The organism is Planctomicrobium mucosum (assembly GCF_051466335.1).
Lineage (GTDB): Bacteria > Planctomycetota > Planctomycetia > Planctomycetales > Planctomycetaceae > Planctomicrobium.
Genome location: NZ_CP195793.1, coordinates 4,447,308 through 4,465,000 on the forward strand (window position 1 = coordinate 4,447,308; position 17,693 = coordinate 4,465,000).

Annotated in this window: 13 protein-coding genes (1 of these 13 only partly in view); 1 reads left to right on the forward strand and 12 read right to left on the reverse strand. The window is 52.3% G+C overall.

What is annotated here, in order from left to right; genetic code table 11:
* Positions 1 to 44: 44 nt before the first annotated feature.
* Positions 45 to 182 carry a hypothetical protein gene (locus tag SH668x_RS17645; RefSeq protein ID WP_437186379.1) on the reverse strand — a complete coding sequence of 46 codons (138 nt, stop codon included), beginning with the start codon at positions 180 to 182 and terminating at the stop codon, positions 45 to 47.
* 117 nt (positions 183 to 299) lie between these two features.
* Between SH668x_RS17645 and SH668x_RS17650 the strand changes: the two genes are divergently transcribed.
* On the forward strand, positions 300 to 575 hold the full coding sequence (locus SH668x_RS17650; RefSeq protein WP_437186380.1) for a branched-chain amino acid aminotransferase: 276 nt from the start codon (positions 300 to 302) through the stop codon (positions 573 to 575).
* A gap of 303 nt (positions 576 to 878) precedes the next feature.
* On the opposite strand, the gene SH668x_RS17655 is transcribed toward SH668x_RS17650, so the two are convergent.
* The 11 genes from SH668x_RS17655 to SH668x_RS17705 all read right to left on the reverse strand — a co-directional run.
* A complete protein-coding gene (locus SH668x_RS17655; RefSeq protein ID WP_437186381.1) occupies positions 879 to 3,347 on the reverse strand; it encodes an MMPL family transporter in 2,469 nt (822 codons plus the stop codon).
* A gap of 364 nt (positions 3,348 to 3,711) precedes the next feature.
* A complete protein-coding gene (locus SH668x_RS17660; protein WP_437186382.1) occupies positions 3,712 to 4,800 on the reverse strand; it encodes a tRNA dihydrouridine synthase in 1,089 nt (362 codons plus the stop codon).
* Between the two features lie 90 nt (positions 4,801 to 4,890).
* On the reverse strand, positions 4,891 to 5,502 hold the full coding sequence (locus tag SH668x_RS17665; RefSeq protein ID WP_437186383.1) for a CPBP family intramembrane glutamic endopeptidase: 612 nt from the start codon (positions 5,500 to 5,502) through the stop codon (positions 4,891 to 4,893).
* On the reverse strand, positions 5,499 to 7,826 hold the full coding sequence (locus SH668x_RS17670; RefSeq protein ID WP_437186384.1) for a transglutaminase TgpA family protein: 2,328 nt from the start codon (positions 7,824 to 7,826) through the stop codon (positions 5,499 to 5,501). Before SH668x_RS17670 ends, SH668x_RS17665 begins: the two co-directional genes overlap by 4 nt.
* A gap of 56 nt (positions 7,827 to 7,882) precedes the next feature.
* Positions 7,883 to 9,346, reverse strand: a complete 1,464-nt coding sequence (locus SH668x_RS17675; RefSeq protein WP_437186385.1) for a DUF58 domain-containing protein — start codon at positions 9,344 to 9,346, stop codon at positions 7,883 to 7,885.
* Between the two features lie 249 nt (positions 9,347 to 9,595).
* The gene (locus SH668x_RS17680; RefSeq protein ID WP_437186386.1) at positions 9,596 to 11,641 is read right to left on the reverse strand and encodes a THUMP domain-containing protein; all 2,046 of its coding nucleotides are present in this window, start codon (positions 11,639 to 11,641) and stop codon (positions 9,596 to 9,598) included.
* A 1-nt stretch (position 11,642) separates the two neighbouring features.
* Positions 11,643 to 12,089, reverse strand: coding sequence for an ASCH domain-containing protein (locus SH668x_RS17685; RefSeq protein WP_437186387.1), 447 nt, complete (start codon positions 12,087 to 12,089; stop codon positions 11,643 to 11,645).
* A 163-nt stretch (positions 12,090 to 12,252) separates the two neighbouring features.
* The gene (secD, locus tag SH668x_RS17690; RefSeq protein ID WP_437186388.1) at positions 12,253 to 15,228 is read right to left on the reverse strand and encodes a protein translocase subunit SecD; all 2,976 of its coding nucleotides are present in this window, start codon (positions 15,226 to 15,228) and stop codon (positions 12,253 to 12,255) included.
* A gap of 163 nt (positions 15,229 to 15,391) precedes the next feature.
* Complete coding sequence (gene yajC / locus SH668x_RS17695; protein WP_437186389.1) at positions 15,392 to 15,730, reverse strand: preprotein translocase subunit YajC; 339 nt, start codon at positions 15,728 to 15,730, stop codon at positions 15,392 to 15,394.
* A gap of 186 nt (positions 15,731 to 15,916) precedes the next feature.
* Positions 15,917 to 17,056: a tRNA guanosine(34) transglycosylase Tgt gene (gene tgt / locus SH668x_RS17700; RefSeq protein ID WP_437186390.1), complete on the reverse strand. Its 1,140-nt coding sequence runs from the start codon at positions 17,054 to 17,056 to the stop codon at positions 15,917 to 15,919.
* A gap of 387 nt (positions 17,057 to 17,443) precedes the next feature.
* Positions 17,444 to 17,693 carry the end of a DUF1559 family PulG-like putative transporter gene (locus tag SH668x_RS17705; RefSeq protein WP_437186391.1) on the reverse strand. It continues 752 nt past the right edge of the window, so 250 of the gene's 1,002 nt are visible here — the last part of the coding sequence; the start codon falls outside the window, past its right edge; the stop codon is at positions 17,444 to 17,446.

Below are 17,693 nucleotides of genomic sequence, written 5' to 3' on the forward strand. Positions count from 1 at the left end.
CACGTTGCCACAAAGGCATCACAACCACAAATCATTACACCAAATCATGTTACCTTAAACAGCACGCTCACTGCTGCCAATTCACGTTGCCAAAAACCATCACCATTTTCAACACCCAGAACTACCTGCTCAACAATCTTTACAGCAACAAAAAACAGCGCAACACATAACAAGAGAAACACTTAAGACACGACACCATCAAGTTTGTCAAAACAAATTAACACCCCGTTTTACACTTTGGCACTGCGGGTGCTTTAACGCTTCTCATCAAAGTCACCCCCAACCAAAGGACACACGAAATGACAACTCTCAACGCCCTCCTGAACGACGAAGCTGGTTTCATTGTCTCGGCAGAACTCGTACTGATTTCGACGATCGCAATTCTCGGACTCGTAGTTGGTCTGAGCGAAGTGGCTCTCAACGTGAACAACGAACTCGAAGACGTCGGTTCAGCGTTCGCAAGCATGGATCAGGGATTCAAAGTTCGCTGCCACAACGGACATGCAGGTCAAACCGCCGGTAGCCGCTTCTACGACGAAGTCGACTTCTGTGCTGGACAGAACGACATCAACTGAATTTGACTCGTCGATTCTTGAAACGATGCCCACCGAGCCCGATTCGCAGCCCATACTGATCTGCGGCCGTGAAATGCCCCAGCGGATTTGAGCGACACAAAGCGACGGGCTCAACGATAAAATTGATGTGAACTCTCTCCCGGAAACCCGCTCTCACCTCATGGGTTTCCTTCAAAACGGCGGCCGCTCCACTTGAGCATCCGCCGTTTTTTCGTTGACCGCCGGAGACATTCCACAATAAAAAAAGCCCGATGCTCATCTGCATGATGAGCATGGAGCAAAGGCTCGGATTTGATCCCGGCATTATGTCACTTCTTGCAAGTCAGCCGATGGTACCGGTTCGACTGCTTTCAATTTTCGGCGAGCTCTCCATGCAAAGTAAGCAGGGACCAGAATTGGACGGACCACCATCGTGTCCAGCAACACTCCAAACGCCAGCGAAAACCCGAGCTGATTCATTCGAGCAAGTTGGCCGCCGACGAGAAGTGCTGAAAATGTACCAGCCATGATCAACCCACAGCTGGTGATGATCGAAGCTGTTTGAACAACTGCATGCCGCACGCTTCCCAATGGGCCGTGATGTTTTCTTTCTTCGTGAATTCGCTCGACGAGGAAGATGTTGTAGTCCTGTCCCACCGCCACGAGAATCGTGAACAGGAACGTTGGGACGGTCCAGTCCAATCCGCCGAAGTTCTCCGGATCGAGGAAATAGAAGAGTCCCCAGGTAATTCCCAGCGTGCACAGGTAGCTGAAGATCACCGTCACCATCAGATACAAGCTATCTGCCAGGCTGCGAATGAGAAGGAGCAGCACGACAAACACAGCCAGGGTAACCAGGATGTTGATGCGAACGCGGTCTGCACCCGCGATCACCTGTAAGTCCCGAATGCTGGCTGTTGCCCCAAGCAGGAATGACTGCCCTTTCTTGAGTTCATCGGGCATATCCTTATTGAGCACGTTCTGCAGATGTTCAATCTTGGTGATACTTTCGCGAGAGAACGGGTCACCATCCAACACAAGATCGAGACGGGTCACATGAGCACCAGTCTCATCTTTGCCTCCAAGGTAATGGTTCGCGGAACTGGCACGCTGGGCGTTACGACGAGCGATCATCCCCAGCACTCCCGTTCCTCGAGGTGCCTCAGCGAACTCATGATGTTCACCCAGCGGGCGAATCACGCTACGAATGTCCTGAATATGAATATCCGGACCGTAAGCATCGAGTCGTTCTGTCAATTCTCGGATCAGGCTTTGACCTGCACTGGACGAGAAATCGACATCCTTATTTTGAATGACAAGTGTCGTCGGGCCGGTCAACCCTTTTGCAAAATGCTTGGAGATTAATTCGGTACCAACCACACATGGCGATGTCTTGCGCAGTTCCCCGATCAAGCCAAAGCTCACGTGGTCATAGCAGTACCAGCCAACGATCGTAAACGGAAACATAATCACGACAGTGATAAACCACAGCCTGATCGGCTTTTCGGTCACCTTCTTCGCCAGCTTCTCCCAGAAGACATGCGATTCAGATTGGAGCGTCAGCTTTCGAACGAGTTGAACGAAACTTCCGACCTTCTGCTCCCGAAACTCAACGCCGTGCATTGGCATTTCTGGCCAGAAGGTGTAACGCCCCATTATCCGCAGAAGCGCGGGAGTGAAGGTCAAGGCCGCAAGCAGAATCACAAACAGACTGAACGAGATGCTGATACCAGCTTGATGGAACTTTCCGAAGGTCGCGAAAGTCATCATCCCGATTCCGAAGATTACCGTCCCAGCCGCTGCTGTCACCGCGGGGCCGACCCCTGCCATGGTGCGGGAGATCGCTTCTTCGACTGTCTCGCACTTCTGGAGTTCTTCGTGATAACGGGACGTCAGGAACATCGAGAAGTCGACCCCGGCGCCGTAAGCCACAACGACGGTATAGACCTGAATCCCTTCGAACATTCCAATCCAGCCGGCCTGCGTCGCCAAAGCCAAGAGTCGCATCGCGACAGCTAGCGAGACGCCCAGAGTGAGCAGTGGTACAAGCACTGGAAGCGGCGCGCGGTAGACCGCCAGAAGCAAACCAACAATCAGAATCAAAGTCCATTGTTCGACTGCTTCCGCGCTGACCTGCTGGGCAACTCCAGTATCACGACCGACAAGAGCGCTCCCGCTATAAGCAAATTGGATATTCGGCGGGATCAGCGACTGTGATTGCAGATCATTCATGATGTTCTCAACCGCAGTCACCGGTGGACGAACTTCTGCACTCATGAAGTCGAGTGTGAGGTCGAGAATGACGAGAGCTGCCTGTCGATCACCACTGACCAGCAACTTTCCGATTTCCCTGCTGCCAGGGGTGCGGATCTGTTTGATTTCCGGAAATGTGGACGGAAGCTCCCCTTCTTCTCCATGACCGTGAGAAGAAGGCTTGGTAGCAACTTCCTGAACTTCTTCTCCCTCTGCTGGAGGCGCAGGAATGAGTGCCTGGAGTCGCGGCTTGAGAGTTTTTTCGATGAACTCGAGGTCAGTCTCGCTCAGCTGCTCGTTGTTGTCTTTCGCCAGAACGACGACGATATTGCTTCCAAGAAGATCGTCCGGAAACGCCTCCTCAAAGATTCTCTGCCCCAGCCGGGTCGGTGCATCGTCTGGAAGAAAGTTAAATTCCCCAGCTTCTGTGACATCTTCGACACGAGGAGAGCAGTTCAGCAGCGTGACCAGAGCGGCCACCCAGAACAAAAGAATCGCAAGCGAGTTTCGTGAAACGAAAAGTCCCAATCGTCCAAACATGCTGAGCGAATTCTGATTGAAGTGAAATGAGAACCATCACGGAGGAGAGTCGGCGAAGAATGATTGATGGCCGAACTCATCCCGGCAATCAACCCCTTACGAACTCCAATGAATTGAGCTTAGTTTGACAAATTTTTTCGAGAAGCCAATGGGCGCAGCCTGTATTCGGACATTCTGAATCTGAAACCACAGAGAATTCGGTCGCCAACGGATCGTACACTATCAAACCGGGCAATCTGGATAAAATAAATCACCAAAGTCAGTAATCCGCGACGCGGCTGAAGTGGGTCGTCACACATGCTCAATCTGCACTCGAACCGACACCCCTTTCAGCAATTCACGTTCACCAAGAAGGCACGGTCGCTTACTGGCAACAATCGTCTTGAGAGTCCTGCACTTCTTCGACTTCAGGCCAGACCCCGGGAGCATCGTCCGAGTAATAACATTCAAAAATCTGTTCCCAGTCTTGCACGGATCTCATCGCTCCAAAAGCCACTCTGAGTTCATCACGACGCGGATGGAGCCTCGCGTATTTGAAAGCGAACTTACGCATTCCTCCCAACCAGCGAGACACTCCATAGCACTCTTCCGCGAGCGACTGATGTTGGCGAATCGCATCGCGCTGTTCAAAAACTGTCGGCGGGATCGGAGTGGTTCCATGCTTCCAAATTGCCAGTGCCTGGGCGAAGATCCACGGGTTCCCAATGGCTCCTCTCGCAATTGTCACTCCGTCCACGCCAGTCCTTCTCAACATGTCGACACAGGACTGCGCGGTGAATAAATCGCCGCTTCCCAGAATCGTCCGATCCCCGACATGTGCTTTGACTTCTCGAAGAAACTCCCATCGACTGGGACCGCGATACTTCTGCTCAACAGTACGACCGTGAACCGTGATGGCACTCACCCCACGAGCAAAGGCTCCATCAAGAATCTGGAAGAATCGGTCACGGCTCAACTGACTATCATCAATCCCTCGTCGCATCTTCAGTGTGACGGGGATCTCACTCGGAACTGCTTCGCGAACGGTGTCGATGATCTGCAATGCCACCTCGGGTTGACCGAGGTGATACCCCCCTCGACATCCCCCAATCGCAGAACGAACAGGACACCCGAAATTGATATCGATGACGTCGAACCCAGCTTGAACCAGTCGTATCGCGGCGGGGCCGAACCGCTCGAGATCCGCCCCCATCAATTGTCCGCCTACCGGATGATCCAACTCGCTGACACGAAAATGATGCTCCGTTCGCCTGGTCCCTTTGACTTCAGTGACAAACCGTTCGAGCATCACTTCCGCAAGCGTGTAGCTCGCACCATATCTCTTGGCGAGAGCACGCATGGGCCAATCGCTGTAACCGCTCAGCGCAGCCTGCACGAAAGGATGAGCAATTTCGATGTTGCCGATTTTCAAACTGGAAGTCTGGACCGACGACGTCGCTTCAGGAGATATCATTGAGTCAGGCTGCATGAGTAAAACGCGCTTCAAAATGGGTCGCAATGCCGTGTCGCACGGATCTGGTTCGATTGTAAGAAGATGAAGTTCTCACAGCGAACTGCCGTCAGAATTCGGATGCTCTTCTTCCCGACCGAGTTCTGGAGCCATCGCCGACTGTCGATGCTGACGAGCAATAATGAGAAACGCGATAAAATCGTAGACAGCGTGAGCCACGATTGGTCGCATCAAATTGTATTCACCCGGCCAGTAGGCGAGCCCACTGAGAATCATCCCCAGCAGTGTCGCAATCACCGCATACGTCCATGAAACCGCATGCATTGCGCCAAAGATGATATTCACGATGACGAAAGCAGCGACAGGGCTATACCGAGCCCCATACTGCTCCATCACTCCACGAAAGATAATCTCTTCAACAATCCCAACGATGACTGACAGGACCGCAAGCTCGTACCAGCGACAACTGGCAACTACCGACCCAAGAATTCGTTCAGCCTCGTCCCTGAGTGCACTGATTCTTCCGAGAGTCAGAATCATGATGACCGCAGCGATGATTCCCACCCCAATTGCCTGAGGAGTCACGTGGATCGTCGCGCCGATCGGCACATTCAGCATCCATGCGAACAGCAATGCGATTGCGGCGAAGACCGCCATCATCGTTGTCGATGTCGTTAAAAACCTGTTCCGGTCTTGAAAATTCATCGTGTGCTTTCTGCCACCGGATGCAGACCGGCTTCCAACTCGTTCAGTCGCTGATCCAATTCATTGAGCTCGTCCTGAGTCAGTTGTTCGTGGCCAAATCGGACTCGATAAAACTGTTGAACCAGCGAGTCAATCCAGACCTCGTGTTGGTGCGATGGCAGCAGTTGCAGTAGCTCCGGTTTCACCTGCAGCAGGAACTCCTGAGCAGTTTGCGTAGGGGCCTGAACAAGTTTTTGTTCTTCGAGAATTTTCAGGAAGCGATCGTAGAACGCGATGGCCGGGCGTGAAAGCGACGAAGGACCGGAACGTCCCTTCCATAATCCGAACATTGACCGGCTAGCCTGCAGGAGACGACGCACAAGCCAACTACATGCCAACAAGAGCATCGCCAGCAGCGATGCCACGATCACCCCCTCAGAGGTGAACCAACGTTTCGGGCTGACAAAGAACTGCATCAATTCCTTGAACCGATCGGCCCGCCCGGCGAACAGTTCCGTGACAGCCGTCTTCACGCTGAGGGCCTGCTTCTTGAGTGGCTCGTAAACTCGTTCTTGCTGACTTTCACGAGAAATTGTTGAGAATCGCGACCAGGCAACCTCCATTTTCCTCCAGTGATACCAGGGGATATCGACCTTTTCGCTCACCTGATGGACCGCGTCATCGCGCGAAGCAGGTGTCGGGTCAAAAGTGACCCAGGTTCCATCCAGATAGGCTTCGACCCAGGCATGAGCGTGCAATTGCTGCACTGTAAACACACCCGTTTTTGGATCGACATTTGCCCCCTTGAAGCCTGTAATGACTCGGGAAGGGATCCCCACACTTCTGAGCATCATCGCCATTGCCGAAGCGAAGTACTCGCAGTGTCCAGTTTTTCGATTGGTCACGAAATCCAGAACCGGGTCAACCGCAGAGTCTGAAACTGAAAGCTTCATCGTGTAGTCGAATTCACCGGAAGTCGTAAACCAGTCTTCAATTCTCTGCGCAGCGATCGTGTCTGAGGGAGCATTTCCAACGACCTTTCGCGAGACTTCTTCAAGCGGATGGAGTTCCGGCGGCACGGTCGATAATGCCCTCAAGCTCGCCTGAAATCGTCGAGCGGTGAGCGGAGTCAATGTCCGGGACGTGGGATCAAACCCGAATCGCTGAAGCAGTTGAAGATGCCGCATTTGCGACATCCAAAGATCGGGTGGCCCGTCAGCCGTAAATAGGTCGTAGGAAAACGCGCGATCGAGATCGGTTTCTTCTCCTCGACGGATCTCTGATGAGAAGACGTCCCAGTTGATACTTCCATACCGCTTCGCCGTTAACGCCCCGATCGTATTGCCAAAAGAAAAGATGGAATCTGTCCCGATCGGTTCCAGCGTGATTCTAAAACGATACTTCGCACTGGAGAGGTTCGCGCGAATTGTCATCGTCCCCTTCAATTCAGGTCGGCTCCAACGGCCGTTCCGATACTCTTCCAGTACCGCACCTCGAAACAAAGGCTCAGCGCCGAGATACTTCTGAGCGTCCATCACCGACAATTGGGATTCGGTGTCGGCTCGATAAAGCTGGAAGGTCATCACCTTGTCGGGGTTTTCTAAAATCTCCCCGATCTCACCCAAGCGAACTTCCGAGCTGAATCCAGTGACTGGAGCACCAGCCAGGGAGCTTCTTGCAGTCGGCCAGATTCTCGGAATGAAAATAAAAAACAGCATTGCGATAAAAATTGCAACACCCGAAACCGAGACAGAACTCAAGTAGAACGGAGTGGTCACGAGTTTTTCGGAATGGTCTCTGGAGACGCCAGACCAAACCTGTGCAAAGCTCGAAAACTTCGTTGCATTCCGTTTTAGAAACGAGGTTTCGATCCCGGATGCTCGAATACCGTTGACGCTGCGAAACAGCAGAAAAATCGACATTGACCACAACGCGACAAAAACGTAAGCGAGCAGCCCGATTCCAAACCAGACTGAAAACGTCAGCAACGATGTGATCGCGATCTGCAGGATGCTCAACGCCATCAGCGTCCAATACTCCCGATCCCCTTTCTGCTGCAGAAGAATGACCCAGGTCAAATAGGCAAGGAGATGGTTGGCAACGAGTAGATAATGCTCTTTCCCCCAGACGCCGTACTCGATGGCAGCAATTCCAAAAGCGACGGCCCCCAGAGCAGGAGCTAACCATTTCGGGAGCACCACAAATCGTTTGAGATCGACGAAATAGAAACTTGCAAACGCAAAAGGGACCGTCAGTGCAGACAGTGGATTCCCCTCAGCGACCGCAGAAGTGAGCCCGGTCAGAGACATCAGCACTGTCATACTGAATTGAAATAATTCGGTCATCTCGGCTTCTTCAACGGAGGATCAGGAATCCTGTCATCATCTACGTCGTTTTAATGTCAATTGCTTCTGGTCAGTCCAGTAGTCTCTTCCGAAAGTTGCTCATCGAAGTAAACGGAGAGTGCTTCTTGACTGGTGCCGATCACCTGTAAATCGGCCCCGTATCCCGGAATCTCTTCGCGAATCTGCGATTGCAGTTCTTCCGGACGATAGGAAATGGCGATCGTGCGACACTGCTTTTTGGTCTTCTGCAACAGAGACTTCAGCACCTCTTTGGAGTCGTGGCGATGATGGTGATCGAAGACCGCGAACGAATCCAGCAGGGAATTCGTATGCTGCTCCCCTGAATCTCCAGACCACGCGACGGTGTCATTCCCCAGCAGAAAGACCGACAATGAGGATTGCCGACTGATGCGGAGATAACTCAGGCACAATGTCACAGCGAAACGTAGCCCACGTTCCAGCTGCTCGAGTTCTTCAGTCTTCGGACGCGGCGGCAACCAGCCATCCACAATCACGACAAGATCGCGATCGCGACTCTCGTCATATTCGCAAACCATCAGGTTATTGACGCGTGCTGTGGTGCGCCAATGAATCATGCGGACGTCATCCCCCGGACGGTACTCCCGAATCCTGTTCATTTCGTCATGAAATGTCCCTGCGATCGGTCTGGCGTAACTGTCGAATTCCATTGAGTGCTGCAGCATGCGGCGCCAATGCGGGTTGAGAGTCCCCAATCGAGGATAGACGAGCATCTCCTGTTTCAGTTCTTTTCCGACACCTCGCTCGACCAGACTGAATGGGAATTGAGTCGTAAGATCGAGATGCCGAAACGTGTAACGCCCCCGCGACTCAGGTTTCAGCTGGTAATTTCCAAACCGCGTCTTACGTGGAGGGACTCGTACGAAGAGCACTTCCGGAAAGAGATTCTCTTTTCCGAACGAAATCGAATCCCGCATTTTCATCAACCAGGCAGACAGCCGACGATGTTTGTTCTCGAGAGAGAGCGTCACGATGCAGGTCTCTCCTGCCATCAGCCGTTCTGGCGCTTCGCGATGAAGCCGAGCATCCCGCAGCATCGTGAAGGTCATCCAGCCATTCACGACAAAGGCCCCAGCCATGACGCAAAACACCATCATCAGCAAATTGGAGTGAGTCAAAATCGAACTCACGAAGAGAAAGAACATGATCAACAGATAGATCAGCCCCTCTCTGGGGAGGCGAAAGAGATAACCGCGACTGGCAATCCGAGGCAATAACCCCGCAACAATTTCTTTCAACCCCCAAATCGAGAGAGTTGTTCCGCACAACACACCGATGATGTAACCGGTAATCCCCAAGCGTTGGCGCAACAGTCCGATCTGAATTTCGAACAGGACGATGCCCAATCCTGCAAACATCAGCAGGAGTCCGGGTTTTGAGACGCGGGATAACAGATTTCCAGACTTCATGAGCTTCGCCAAATCGCTTGCTGGGAAATCTTGGTGAACATTTGAGAATGGAATCATACGGTTTTCAGACATCCAAGACTACTTCGCCTCGAACACTCCGGCCCGACCGGTTCCCACAGATCACTTCTCCCGTTTCGCTATTATTCCATAGCAACCTACAACACCGCCTGAGTAGAGCGCGACAAGAACAACTTAATTTGAGAAAAACAGCCCCCTCCAATACACCTCTTTCCCCAAAGACGGGGCACAAGGAAACAGGGCCAGTTGCTTGAGACAACCAGCCCTGATGCAGCTATTCAACATGAAATCCCAGAACCTGGACTACTTCTGCCAAGGGTTCCTCTTCCACGGATGCTTCACTGCAGAAGGAGGTTCGACGGGCTTAGTTTCCGGCTCAACCTGCTGCGGCAATGCCTCGACGATTTCCGGATCCTGAATAACTTCAGGTTTTGCGACCTGTTCTGCTTCTGCAACGGCCTGCGGTTCATCCGCCACCACTTCAGGATCCTTCACGAGCTCTTGTGCAGAGATGATCTGTGTTTCCGCAACGACCTCGGTTTCCGCAATAGGCTCAGGAACTGAGACCACTTCTTGGGTCGAAGTCTGAACGTCATCCGAATGCGGAGCCGACTTCTTTGCATCACTCTCGAAAGCGGCCTTAGCTGCCAGTGCGGCCTGCCACGGCCTCGTGACAACATTCACCACCGGTTCGTCAATCGGCTCATCGGGGATGGACGCGGTCTGCGATGCAGCCTCTTCCTCTGGAGTAACGATTGGCTCAACCGGAGTTGTTTCACCTTCTTCATTCGGCGATTCGACGATCGCTGAGATCTCTTCGGGCTCAACGACCGGCGTTACCAGAGACTCTACTGGCGAGTCAACAGGCGTCTCGACGTCCAATTGAACCTCAGGACGGTCTGGGGAAAGCGGAGTCGCTTCGACTTTCTCTTCTGTTTTCTCTGGTATCTGCTGTTCAGCAGATGCAGACGCCTGACGGAACATACGAGCCTTGGACCATGGATTTACCCGTTCCTCTGAAGGTGCTGGTCGCGGTTCCTCAGGGACTGGATCCTCGCGGTTTTCATCAACTACCGGAACGCTTGCAACGGGTTTCACTTCAACCGGCATTGGATAGAACGGCGCCTCTTCAGATTTCGTCTCGCGTGCGGCCGATTCAGCGAAGTCACCTTCGTTCAGATCATCCTGTTCGGGATTGTCCGTCCCCTGACTCGCCAAGTCAGGCTTGGGTCCCAGATATTGATAGAAGGTGCAAGCCAACTTCGCGTTGTACAACTTGCGACGACGGTCTGCAGTCTTGCCAAAGTGGCGTTCAAATCCTTCCGCTGCCGTCAGGATATACAGCGACCAATCATCCAACGGGATCAGCAATTCGCCCATGTCGGCGTAGAGCTGTCGGACTTCATCCGCCCCTCCCAACCGCTCTCCATACGGTGGATTGCAGATCAGAATTCCCGCCTCTCGATCCGTTGGAAATGCGTAAAACTCTTTTTGTTCGAAGTAGATATCCGATGCCACGCCTGCCTGTCGCGCATGTTGCTCCGCCATTTTAATGGCTCTCGCGTCTCGGTCTCTCGCCACGATTGGGAGGGCAAGCGGAGTGCGAATCTCAAGGTCTTTTGCTTCCTGCAAAGCATCTGACCAAGTGCGTTTGGGAAACTGTTCCCAATTCTCACAGATGAAGGACCGATTTCGTCCCGGGGCGAGGTTCCGACCAATCATCGCAGCTTCAATGGGAATTGTTCCTGACCCACAGAATGGATCGACCAGCAAGCGCTCACGACTCCAATAGCTCAATTTCACCATCGCAGCCGCCAGCGTCTCACGCAATGGTGCCTGACCGACGAGATTTCGATAGCCGCGTTTATGCAGACCGTCTCCGGTCGTGTCGATCGTCACAATCGCCCGACTTCCAACGATATTGCAATCGACGTTGTATTCCATCCCGCTTTCTTCGAACCAGTGCCGCATGTACACCTTTCGAAGTCGTTCGACGATGGCACGTTTCACCATCTTTTGAGTATTCGGAAGGCTCCGAATCTCGCTACGAACGAGGCGGGCTGTCACCGGGAACTTGGCATCGACCGGCAGCCATTGTTCCCAAGGCAGCTCTTTAATGGTGTCGAAGAGGTCATCGAAGTTCTTCGCGGGAAAATCGCCAACGACGATCTGAATTCGGTCGGCGCATCGGAGCCAAAGATTCGTTCTGGCAATCGCTGAAAAGTCGCCACGAAAGCGGATCTTCCCGTCATCGACGACGGCATCGCCGTATCCCAATTCCTTCAGTTCTCTCACAACAATCGCTTCCAGGCCAAAAGCTGCTGATGCGAGAAGGTCAAACTCCGCCATATTATCTCCGTTGCCGGGTATTGATCTGCAATCGCTTGAACGGATAGAACCAGGTTCCAAACGGCAGGTAACGCGGCTGCAATGGCTGGGGAAGACGCTGCGGGTTCCCCAACATCCAAGAATACGCATCCGTTAACAGGGAGGATGGCACCTGAGCTGCTGCCGCATCCTCCATTCGAGCGCGGCGGCAATCCAGAATCTCGACCGTACCGACTATTTGCCCAAGCGGCAACATCGTCGGCGATATTCCGTAGCGATCTCTTAGAACTCCCAGATCCGGAATCGAAGACAACCGCTTTGACGTGTAAAGATACACAATTCCACGGGGTCTGGCACAGACGCGACGAATTTCGATTGATTTGATCCCCTGCAGGATCAACTCCGCCCAGGGTTGCTGAATACTCAGGGCAATTCGGTCAACATCCACTTCTTCTGCCGAGACCGTCATTCGACGTCCTCAATTCCAGATTCGAAACGCACAATCGAAACAGCTCAACATTCCATCCATCATTAATATCAAAGAGCTGAAAGGAAATCCCTTCAGCTCTCGAGTGACTTCAAATTACTTTCAAAGCGAGACAGGTTCCCTGTTCCGACTTTGAAAAGCGTCGTTAGATCACAGCTTTCTTCTGATTCATATTCGTCAGCCAGAGCAACGCCGGGCTGGCGATGAAGATCGAACTGAGGGTACCAACGACGATCCCAAGGAACAGACAGTAAGAGAACGCATGGATGCCGTCTCCTCCCAGGAAGTACATGACTAACACAACCACGAGAGTTGTCGAGGAGGTCAGCAGAGTACGAGAGAGTGTCTCGTTCACACTCTGATTGATCATATTCGCGGTCAGCAACGGATTGCGACCACGCACCTCACGAATTCTGTCGAACACCACGATCTTGTCGTTGAGTGAGTAACCGATAATTGTCAGGAAGGAGGCGACGACGGTCAGGTTGATCTTGAAATCTTCCAGACCAAGCAAATCGCTGACAGGGTTACCGCTGAGGTACGCACCGATTGAGACAAGCCCCAGCGTGATCAACACGTCAAACAGCAAGGCGATACAGGCTGCCAGACCAAACGATACGCGTTGAAATCGAATCCACAGGTAGGCAATGATTGCCAGCAAGCTTCCAATAATGGCCATGATCGCCGACGACTGGGTATCTCCCGCGACTGAAGTATCGAAGGTGTTAATTTCCTCGAAGTAAGGAGCACCATTGAACTTTGTCACCAAATGGTCCAAAGCACCCTGAGCATCTTCCGAAGTGATCTTTGGTCCCAGTCGAACGAGAATTTCGTTGGCCTTCGCATCTTTGACGTCGACTCCCTGTGCACTCACGTCACCAGAAGGCTGAGAGAGCTTACGATCATCTCGAAGGAACTGAACGACTTCTTCACCCAAAGACAACGGCAACATTTTCTGGGTCAACTTCACTGTGAAGTCGTGGCCGCCGGCGAATGCATCACTGGAAACCTCACCCTCTGCAGGTTTCGGAATTGCGTTTAGAGCACTTGTTTCAACGTGTTGCTGTACAAGTTTGTATGGAGTGTCAGCAAAGACGTCGACGATGTTCTTGCTCACAACATCAGCGTCAGCTTCGATTGTTCGCATCCGGAACAGAACCCGGTCTTCACCATTCTCTTTGACATTCAATCGCTCGAGAGCCAACGACTTTTCGAACTTGTTGTTGAGCGCACTTCGCACTTCTTCCGAAGTCGGAGCATCCCCTTCAAACTTGAAGGTCACCATCGATCCCCCACGGAAATCGATGTCCAGATTGTCTTTTCCACGGTAGGCTGTCACCGCGAGACCGCCAATTGTGACCGCCAGAGCGATGAACATTGCGAATCCCTGCACACCCATGAAGTTGAACTTCGTCGGTGGGATTGCCTGGAACATCTTGAGATCAGTCAACCAACCCTTACGGTCAGCAATTTCGAAGATGATGCGGCCAACATAAACCGCTGTGAACATGCTGATCACGATACCGATGAACAGCGTGACAGCGAATCCCTTCACTTGATCTGTACCGACATAGTAGAGAATGACGGCGGTGATCAGAGTGGTGACGTTCGAATCGAAAATCGTTCCGAATGCTTTTTCGAATCCGTTTTTGATCGCCAGACGAACGCTTGAACCGCGTTGTCGCTCTTCACGCATACGTTCGTAAATCAGAACGTTTGAGTCGACAGCCATACCGATACTCAATACCAGACCAGCCAGACCTGGAAGAGTAAATGTGGCGTCGATCAATGACATCGCTCCGAGAACCAGAATCAGGTTCAATACGAGGCAGATGTCCGCAATCACACCCAATCCGAGATAGTATCCAGCAGTGATCACAAATACTGCGACCATCGAAACGGCCATCGCAGTCAGACCTTTACGCTGAACGTCGGTCCCCAATGTTGGACTGACAGTAAATTCACTCACGGGAGTTGGATAAAGTGGAACCTGCAATGCACCAGCGTTCAACACGCTGACAAGTTCATCGATCTGTTCCTGAGTAAATCCACCGTTGATCTCCCCGACCGAGCCAATCACGTCTTCAATGACGGGAGCAGAGTGGAGTTCTTCGTTTAGCAGCACAGCCAGCTGATTGCGGTATCCACCGCTTTCACGTGGCTGATAGCGGGAAGTGATCTGCTGCATCAAGTGTCCGCCGCGATCATTGAATGTGAATCCGACAGAGAGACCCTTCTGGCCAACTTGTTCGCGGACGCTCTTGAGCAGTTCCCCAGTAATACGGCGGCTGGGATCAGGATCGACGGCAAGAAGAAACTGAACGACTTCTTTTCCGTTTCGGGTCACAGTACGGGTATAGGCACTTCCGCCTGGCAGCACTTTCGGACCGGTGACTTCTTTATCGGTCTCAAAGTCATGCTCGGTCGCGATTGCAGACTGACGGAATTTACCGATCAGATCAGTACCGCGGTAGACTTCATCCTGATCAGGTGACAACTTGCTCGCCGCAGCGATTAACGCTGTGTGATCGGCTTCCTGACTGTTGGCAACGATCGCGAATTCGAGCTTACCGAGATCGAGGATCAGGCGGCGTGTCTGATTTTTCTTGTCCTCATCAGCACCTGGAACGATCACTTCGATTCGATCGGCACCAACGCGACGAACGGTCACTTCTTCAGTTCCCGTTGGATTCACACGACGGCTGACCGCGGTCACCATCTTGTCCATCACTTCGTTGTTGATCTCTTTACCAGCTTTCGCTGTTTCTTCTTTGTCGACGGCGAAAACCATGTTGGTTCCCCCCGCAAGGTCGATCCCCAGGCTGATCGCATTCGCTGGATTGCCGGTAGCGATCCAGGATGTGACGAATGGACACAGCGCCAGCGTCAACGTGAAAAGAATGATTCCCAGTCGTGTGCTGTATTCTTTCAGCTTCAGTGCCTGAGCAATCAGACTCCCTAAAACGAAAGGAACAACGATGACGGCAGCGACAACGAGGAAGACCAGCCAGCCAGCAGTGCCGCCAATGGCGGTCGAAGATGCTGCAGTATCGGCAGCGTCAGCGGCGGTGATCGTTGTCTCTTGGAAAGCGAGCAGCAGGTTCATACTCAGCCAATTCATCCCGTTTACTCCGTCCCTGTTCCGCCATCTCGACATCGTGCCGAGTCAGTTTGGACCAGTTGTTTGACGTGTCTGTTTCTGAACGTTTTCGATTCGATACCGGAGACGCTTCGTTTCCGGGGCGTTGCATTTCACAATCGAAATGCGACCGCCAATTCACTCTTTATTCTTTGGTTTTGGCGACCAGAACTTCTCGAATCGCCCCCGCCTGCAAACGCAATCGTGTTGAATCATCGACCCGAATTGTGACTTCGGTTTTATCTTCAGACACACTGACGACGTTCCCTAGAATTCCACCAATCGTGACGACTGAATCATTCTTCTTCAGAGCCCCGATCATGGCGTCTCTTTTCGCCTTTTCTCGGGTATCAGAGCGTCCAAACAGCATCTGGACGACCATAAAAATCACCAAGCCCCCCATGAGGTAAATCATGAATGGCCCCATTGGAGAGGCTTCGGGTGGTGGCGGTTCTTGGGCCAGAAGTGTCAACAGCGAATTCATGGCAGCCATGTTCTTTACCAATTGGCTCCTACAGAAGGATCTGCAGCAGACAATAACTCAAATTTAAAGAGGGAATTTGAGGTGGTCCGACTGAAATCCTCGATGAATTCCACCGAATCCACTTCCTCCTCACGACGCGAATCCCAGACAAAAGTGTGTACTTCCGCCCAATGGGAAGCGGGTAGTTTAGGGATCTGTTGATATTCGAGCAAGATGGTCGCGTCGAAACTCATGCCCTGAGTTTGACTTAACCGCCTCCCTGAGATCTCGCATCAACTGCTGGTAATACCACAAGTTGTGTACTGACAGCAGCATGGGTCCCAAAATTTCTTTTACTTGAAACAGATGACGCAAATAACCCCGACTGAATTGCTGACATGTTGGACATCCGCAATCTTCATCAAGTGGGCGTTGATCCGTCAAATGCTTCAAATTTCGCATCTTCACCTGCCCCCGACTCGTGAAGGCAGTCGCGTTTCTGGCATTTCGGCTGGGCATGACACAGTCAAACAGGTCAACCCCCCTCAACACCGCCTCAATCAAATCAATCGGTCGCCCGACGCCCATCAAATATCTTGGCTTCTCGACGGGGAGTTGCGGCGTCGTCTCGTCGAGAGTTTTATACATATCAACAGGATCTTCTCCAACGCTCAGACCACCAATCGCATAGCCTGGAAAATCTAATGGTCGAAGCCCCTCGATTGAGCGAGTTCGCAACTTTGGATTAATCCCCCCCTGAACGATTCCGAACAGCGCTTGATCTGGCCGCTTATGAGAATCGCGACATCGCTGCGCCCACCGGGTCGTCCGATCCACAGCGGCAATCAATCGCTCATAAGGGGCATCATGTGGAGGACACTCATCGAGGCACATAATACAGTCAGCCCCGAGATCCTCCTGAATCTGCATCGCTCGCTCAGGCGAAAGATCGAGCAGGCTCCCGTCAATGTGCGACTTGAACACGACGCGGTCTTCACTGAGATTTCGCAATTCGGCGAGCGAAAATACCTGAAAACCCCCACTGTCGGTGAGAATGGGGCCATCCCAATTCATGAACTTGTGCAGTCCGCCGAGCTCTTTGACCACGTTTTCACCCGGCCTGAGTGCCAAATGATACGTGTTGGCCAAAATCATTTGTGAACCCATCGCTTTGAGTTCATGTGGCCAGACAGCTTTAACCGTTCCCCGCGTCCCGACGGGCATGTAACAAGGGGTATCAATCACTCCATGCGGAGTGACGAACCGACCTAAACGGGACTGCGAAGAGGAATCTTGATGATCTAAATGAAATTCGAACATAAGGCGAATAGTAGAATCCAGCGACATGGCCATCCAGTCGACAGTGCAAATACCATCCTGCCTCCCCCCTCATTTTCCGCCAATTCGAACACATCATGGAAGCCATTCGTTTGTCAGCAAGGATTTTCCCGAAGTGACTTCCCTTCTGTTTCAGTCAATCTTCCTGGATACGGGCCTCATTAAGTTCGCTCGACTCCCCTCGCTCGCGGTCTGTGAAAGCATGTAATGAGCCTTCGTTCCAAAAATGAGCTGGGAGTGCAAATAAACTTCGTATTCGCACACCCAGCATGAGCTCTACAAATTCGTCCTGCGACTCTTCTTTCCCTTCTGCAGACGATGCTCAAATCCAGAAAGCGTCGAAGGAGCTCAAGCAGCGTGAGTTAAAAAGGAAACTCACTCCTTTGCGGACTTCGCCTAGAATTCGCCAATCGGAACGCCGTCGTCTCGGATGGCGAGATGTCGCAGGGTGTCGAGATTGATATTGTCACTCAAGAACCCGACATGTCCGTCTGCGAACACTGTGTGGACTCCGCCTGTGTGACCGGAGCTGAGCGGGTTGGCCGATCCCCAGTTTGCGTTAATACCCGGTTGATCAAAGTTACGGGCATTGGGAGCGTAATGAACTGTTGTCAGATTAAACGCTCGTCCTGGTGAATCGACACCT

Excerpts from the sequence above, each read along its gene's own strand:
- SH668x_RS17655 (WP_437186381.1), bottom strand. The coding sequence starts at position 3,347 with ATGTTTGGACGATTGGGACTTTTCGTTTCACGAAACTCGCTTGCGATT.
- secD (WP_437186388.1), bottom strand. The coding sequence starts at position 15,228 with ATGAATTGGCTGAGTATGAACCTGCTGCTCGCTTTCCAAGAGACAACG.
- SH668x_RS17685 (WP_437186387.1), bottom strand. The coding sequence starts at position 12,089 with ATGACGGTCTCGGCAGAAGAAGTGGATGTTGACCGAATTGCCCTGAGT.
- SH668x_RS17650 (WP_437186380.1), top strand. The coding sequence starts at position 300 with ATGACAACTCTCAACGCCCTCCTGAACGACGAAGCTGGTTTCATTGTC.
- SH668x_RS17670 (WP_437186384.1), bottom strand. The coding sequence starts at position 7,826 with ATGACCGAATTATTTCAATTCAGTATGACAGTGCTGATGTCTCTGACC.
- yajC (WP_437186389.1), bottom strand. The coding sequence starts at position 15,730 with ATGAATTCGCTGTTGACACTTCTGGCCCAAGAACCGCCACCACCCGAA.
- SH668x_RS17660 (WP_437186382.1), bottom strand. The coding sequence starts at position 4,800 with ATGATATCTCCTGAAGCGACGTCGTCGGTCCAGACTTCCAGTTTGAAA.
- SH668x_RS17680 (WP_437186386.1), bottom strand. The coding sequence starts at position 11,641 with ATGGCGGAGTTTGACCTTCTCGCATCAGCAGCTTTTGGCCTGGAAGCG.
- tgt (WP_437186390.1), bottom strand. The coding sequence starts at position 17,056 with ATGTCGCTGGATTCTACTATTCGCCTTATGTTCGAATTTCATTTAGAT.
- SH668x_RS17675 (WP_437186385.1), bottom strand. The coding sequence starts at position 9,346 with ATGTCTGAAAACCGTATGATTCCATTCTCAAATGTTCACCAAGATTTC.
- SH668x_RS17665 (WP_437186383.1), bottom strand. The coding sequence starts at position 5,502 with ATGAATTTTCAAGACCGGAACAGGTTTTTAACGACATCGACAACGATG.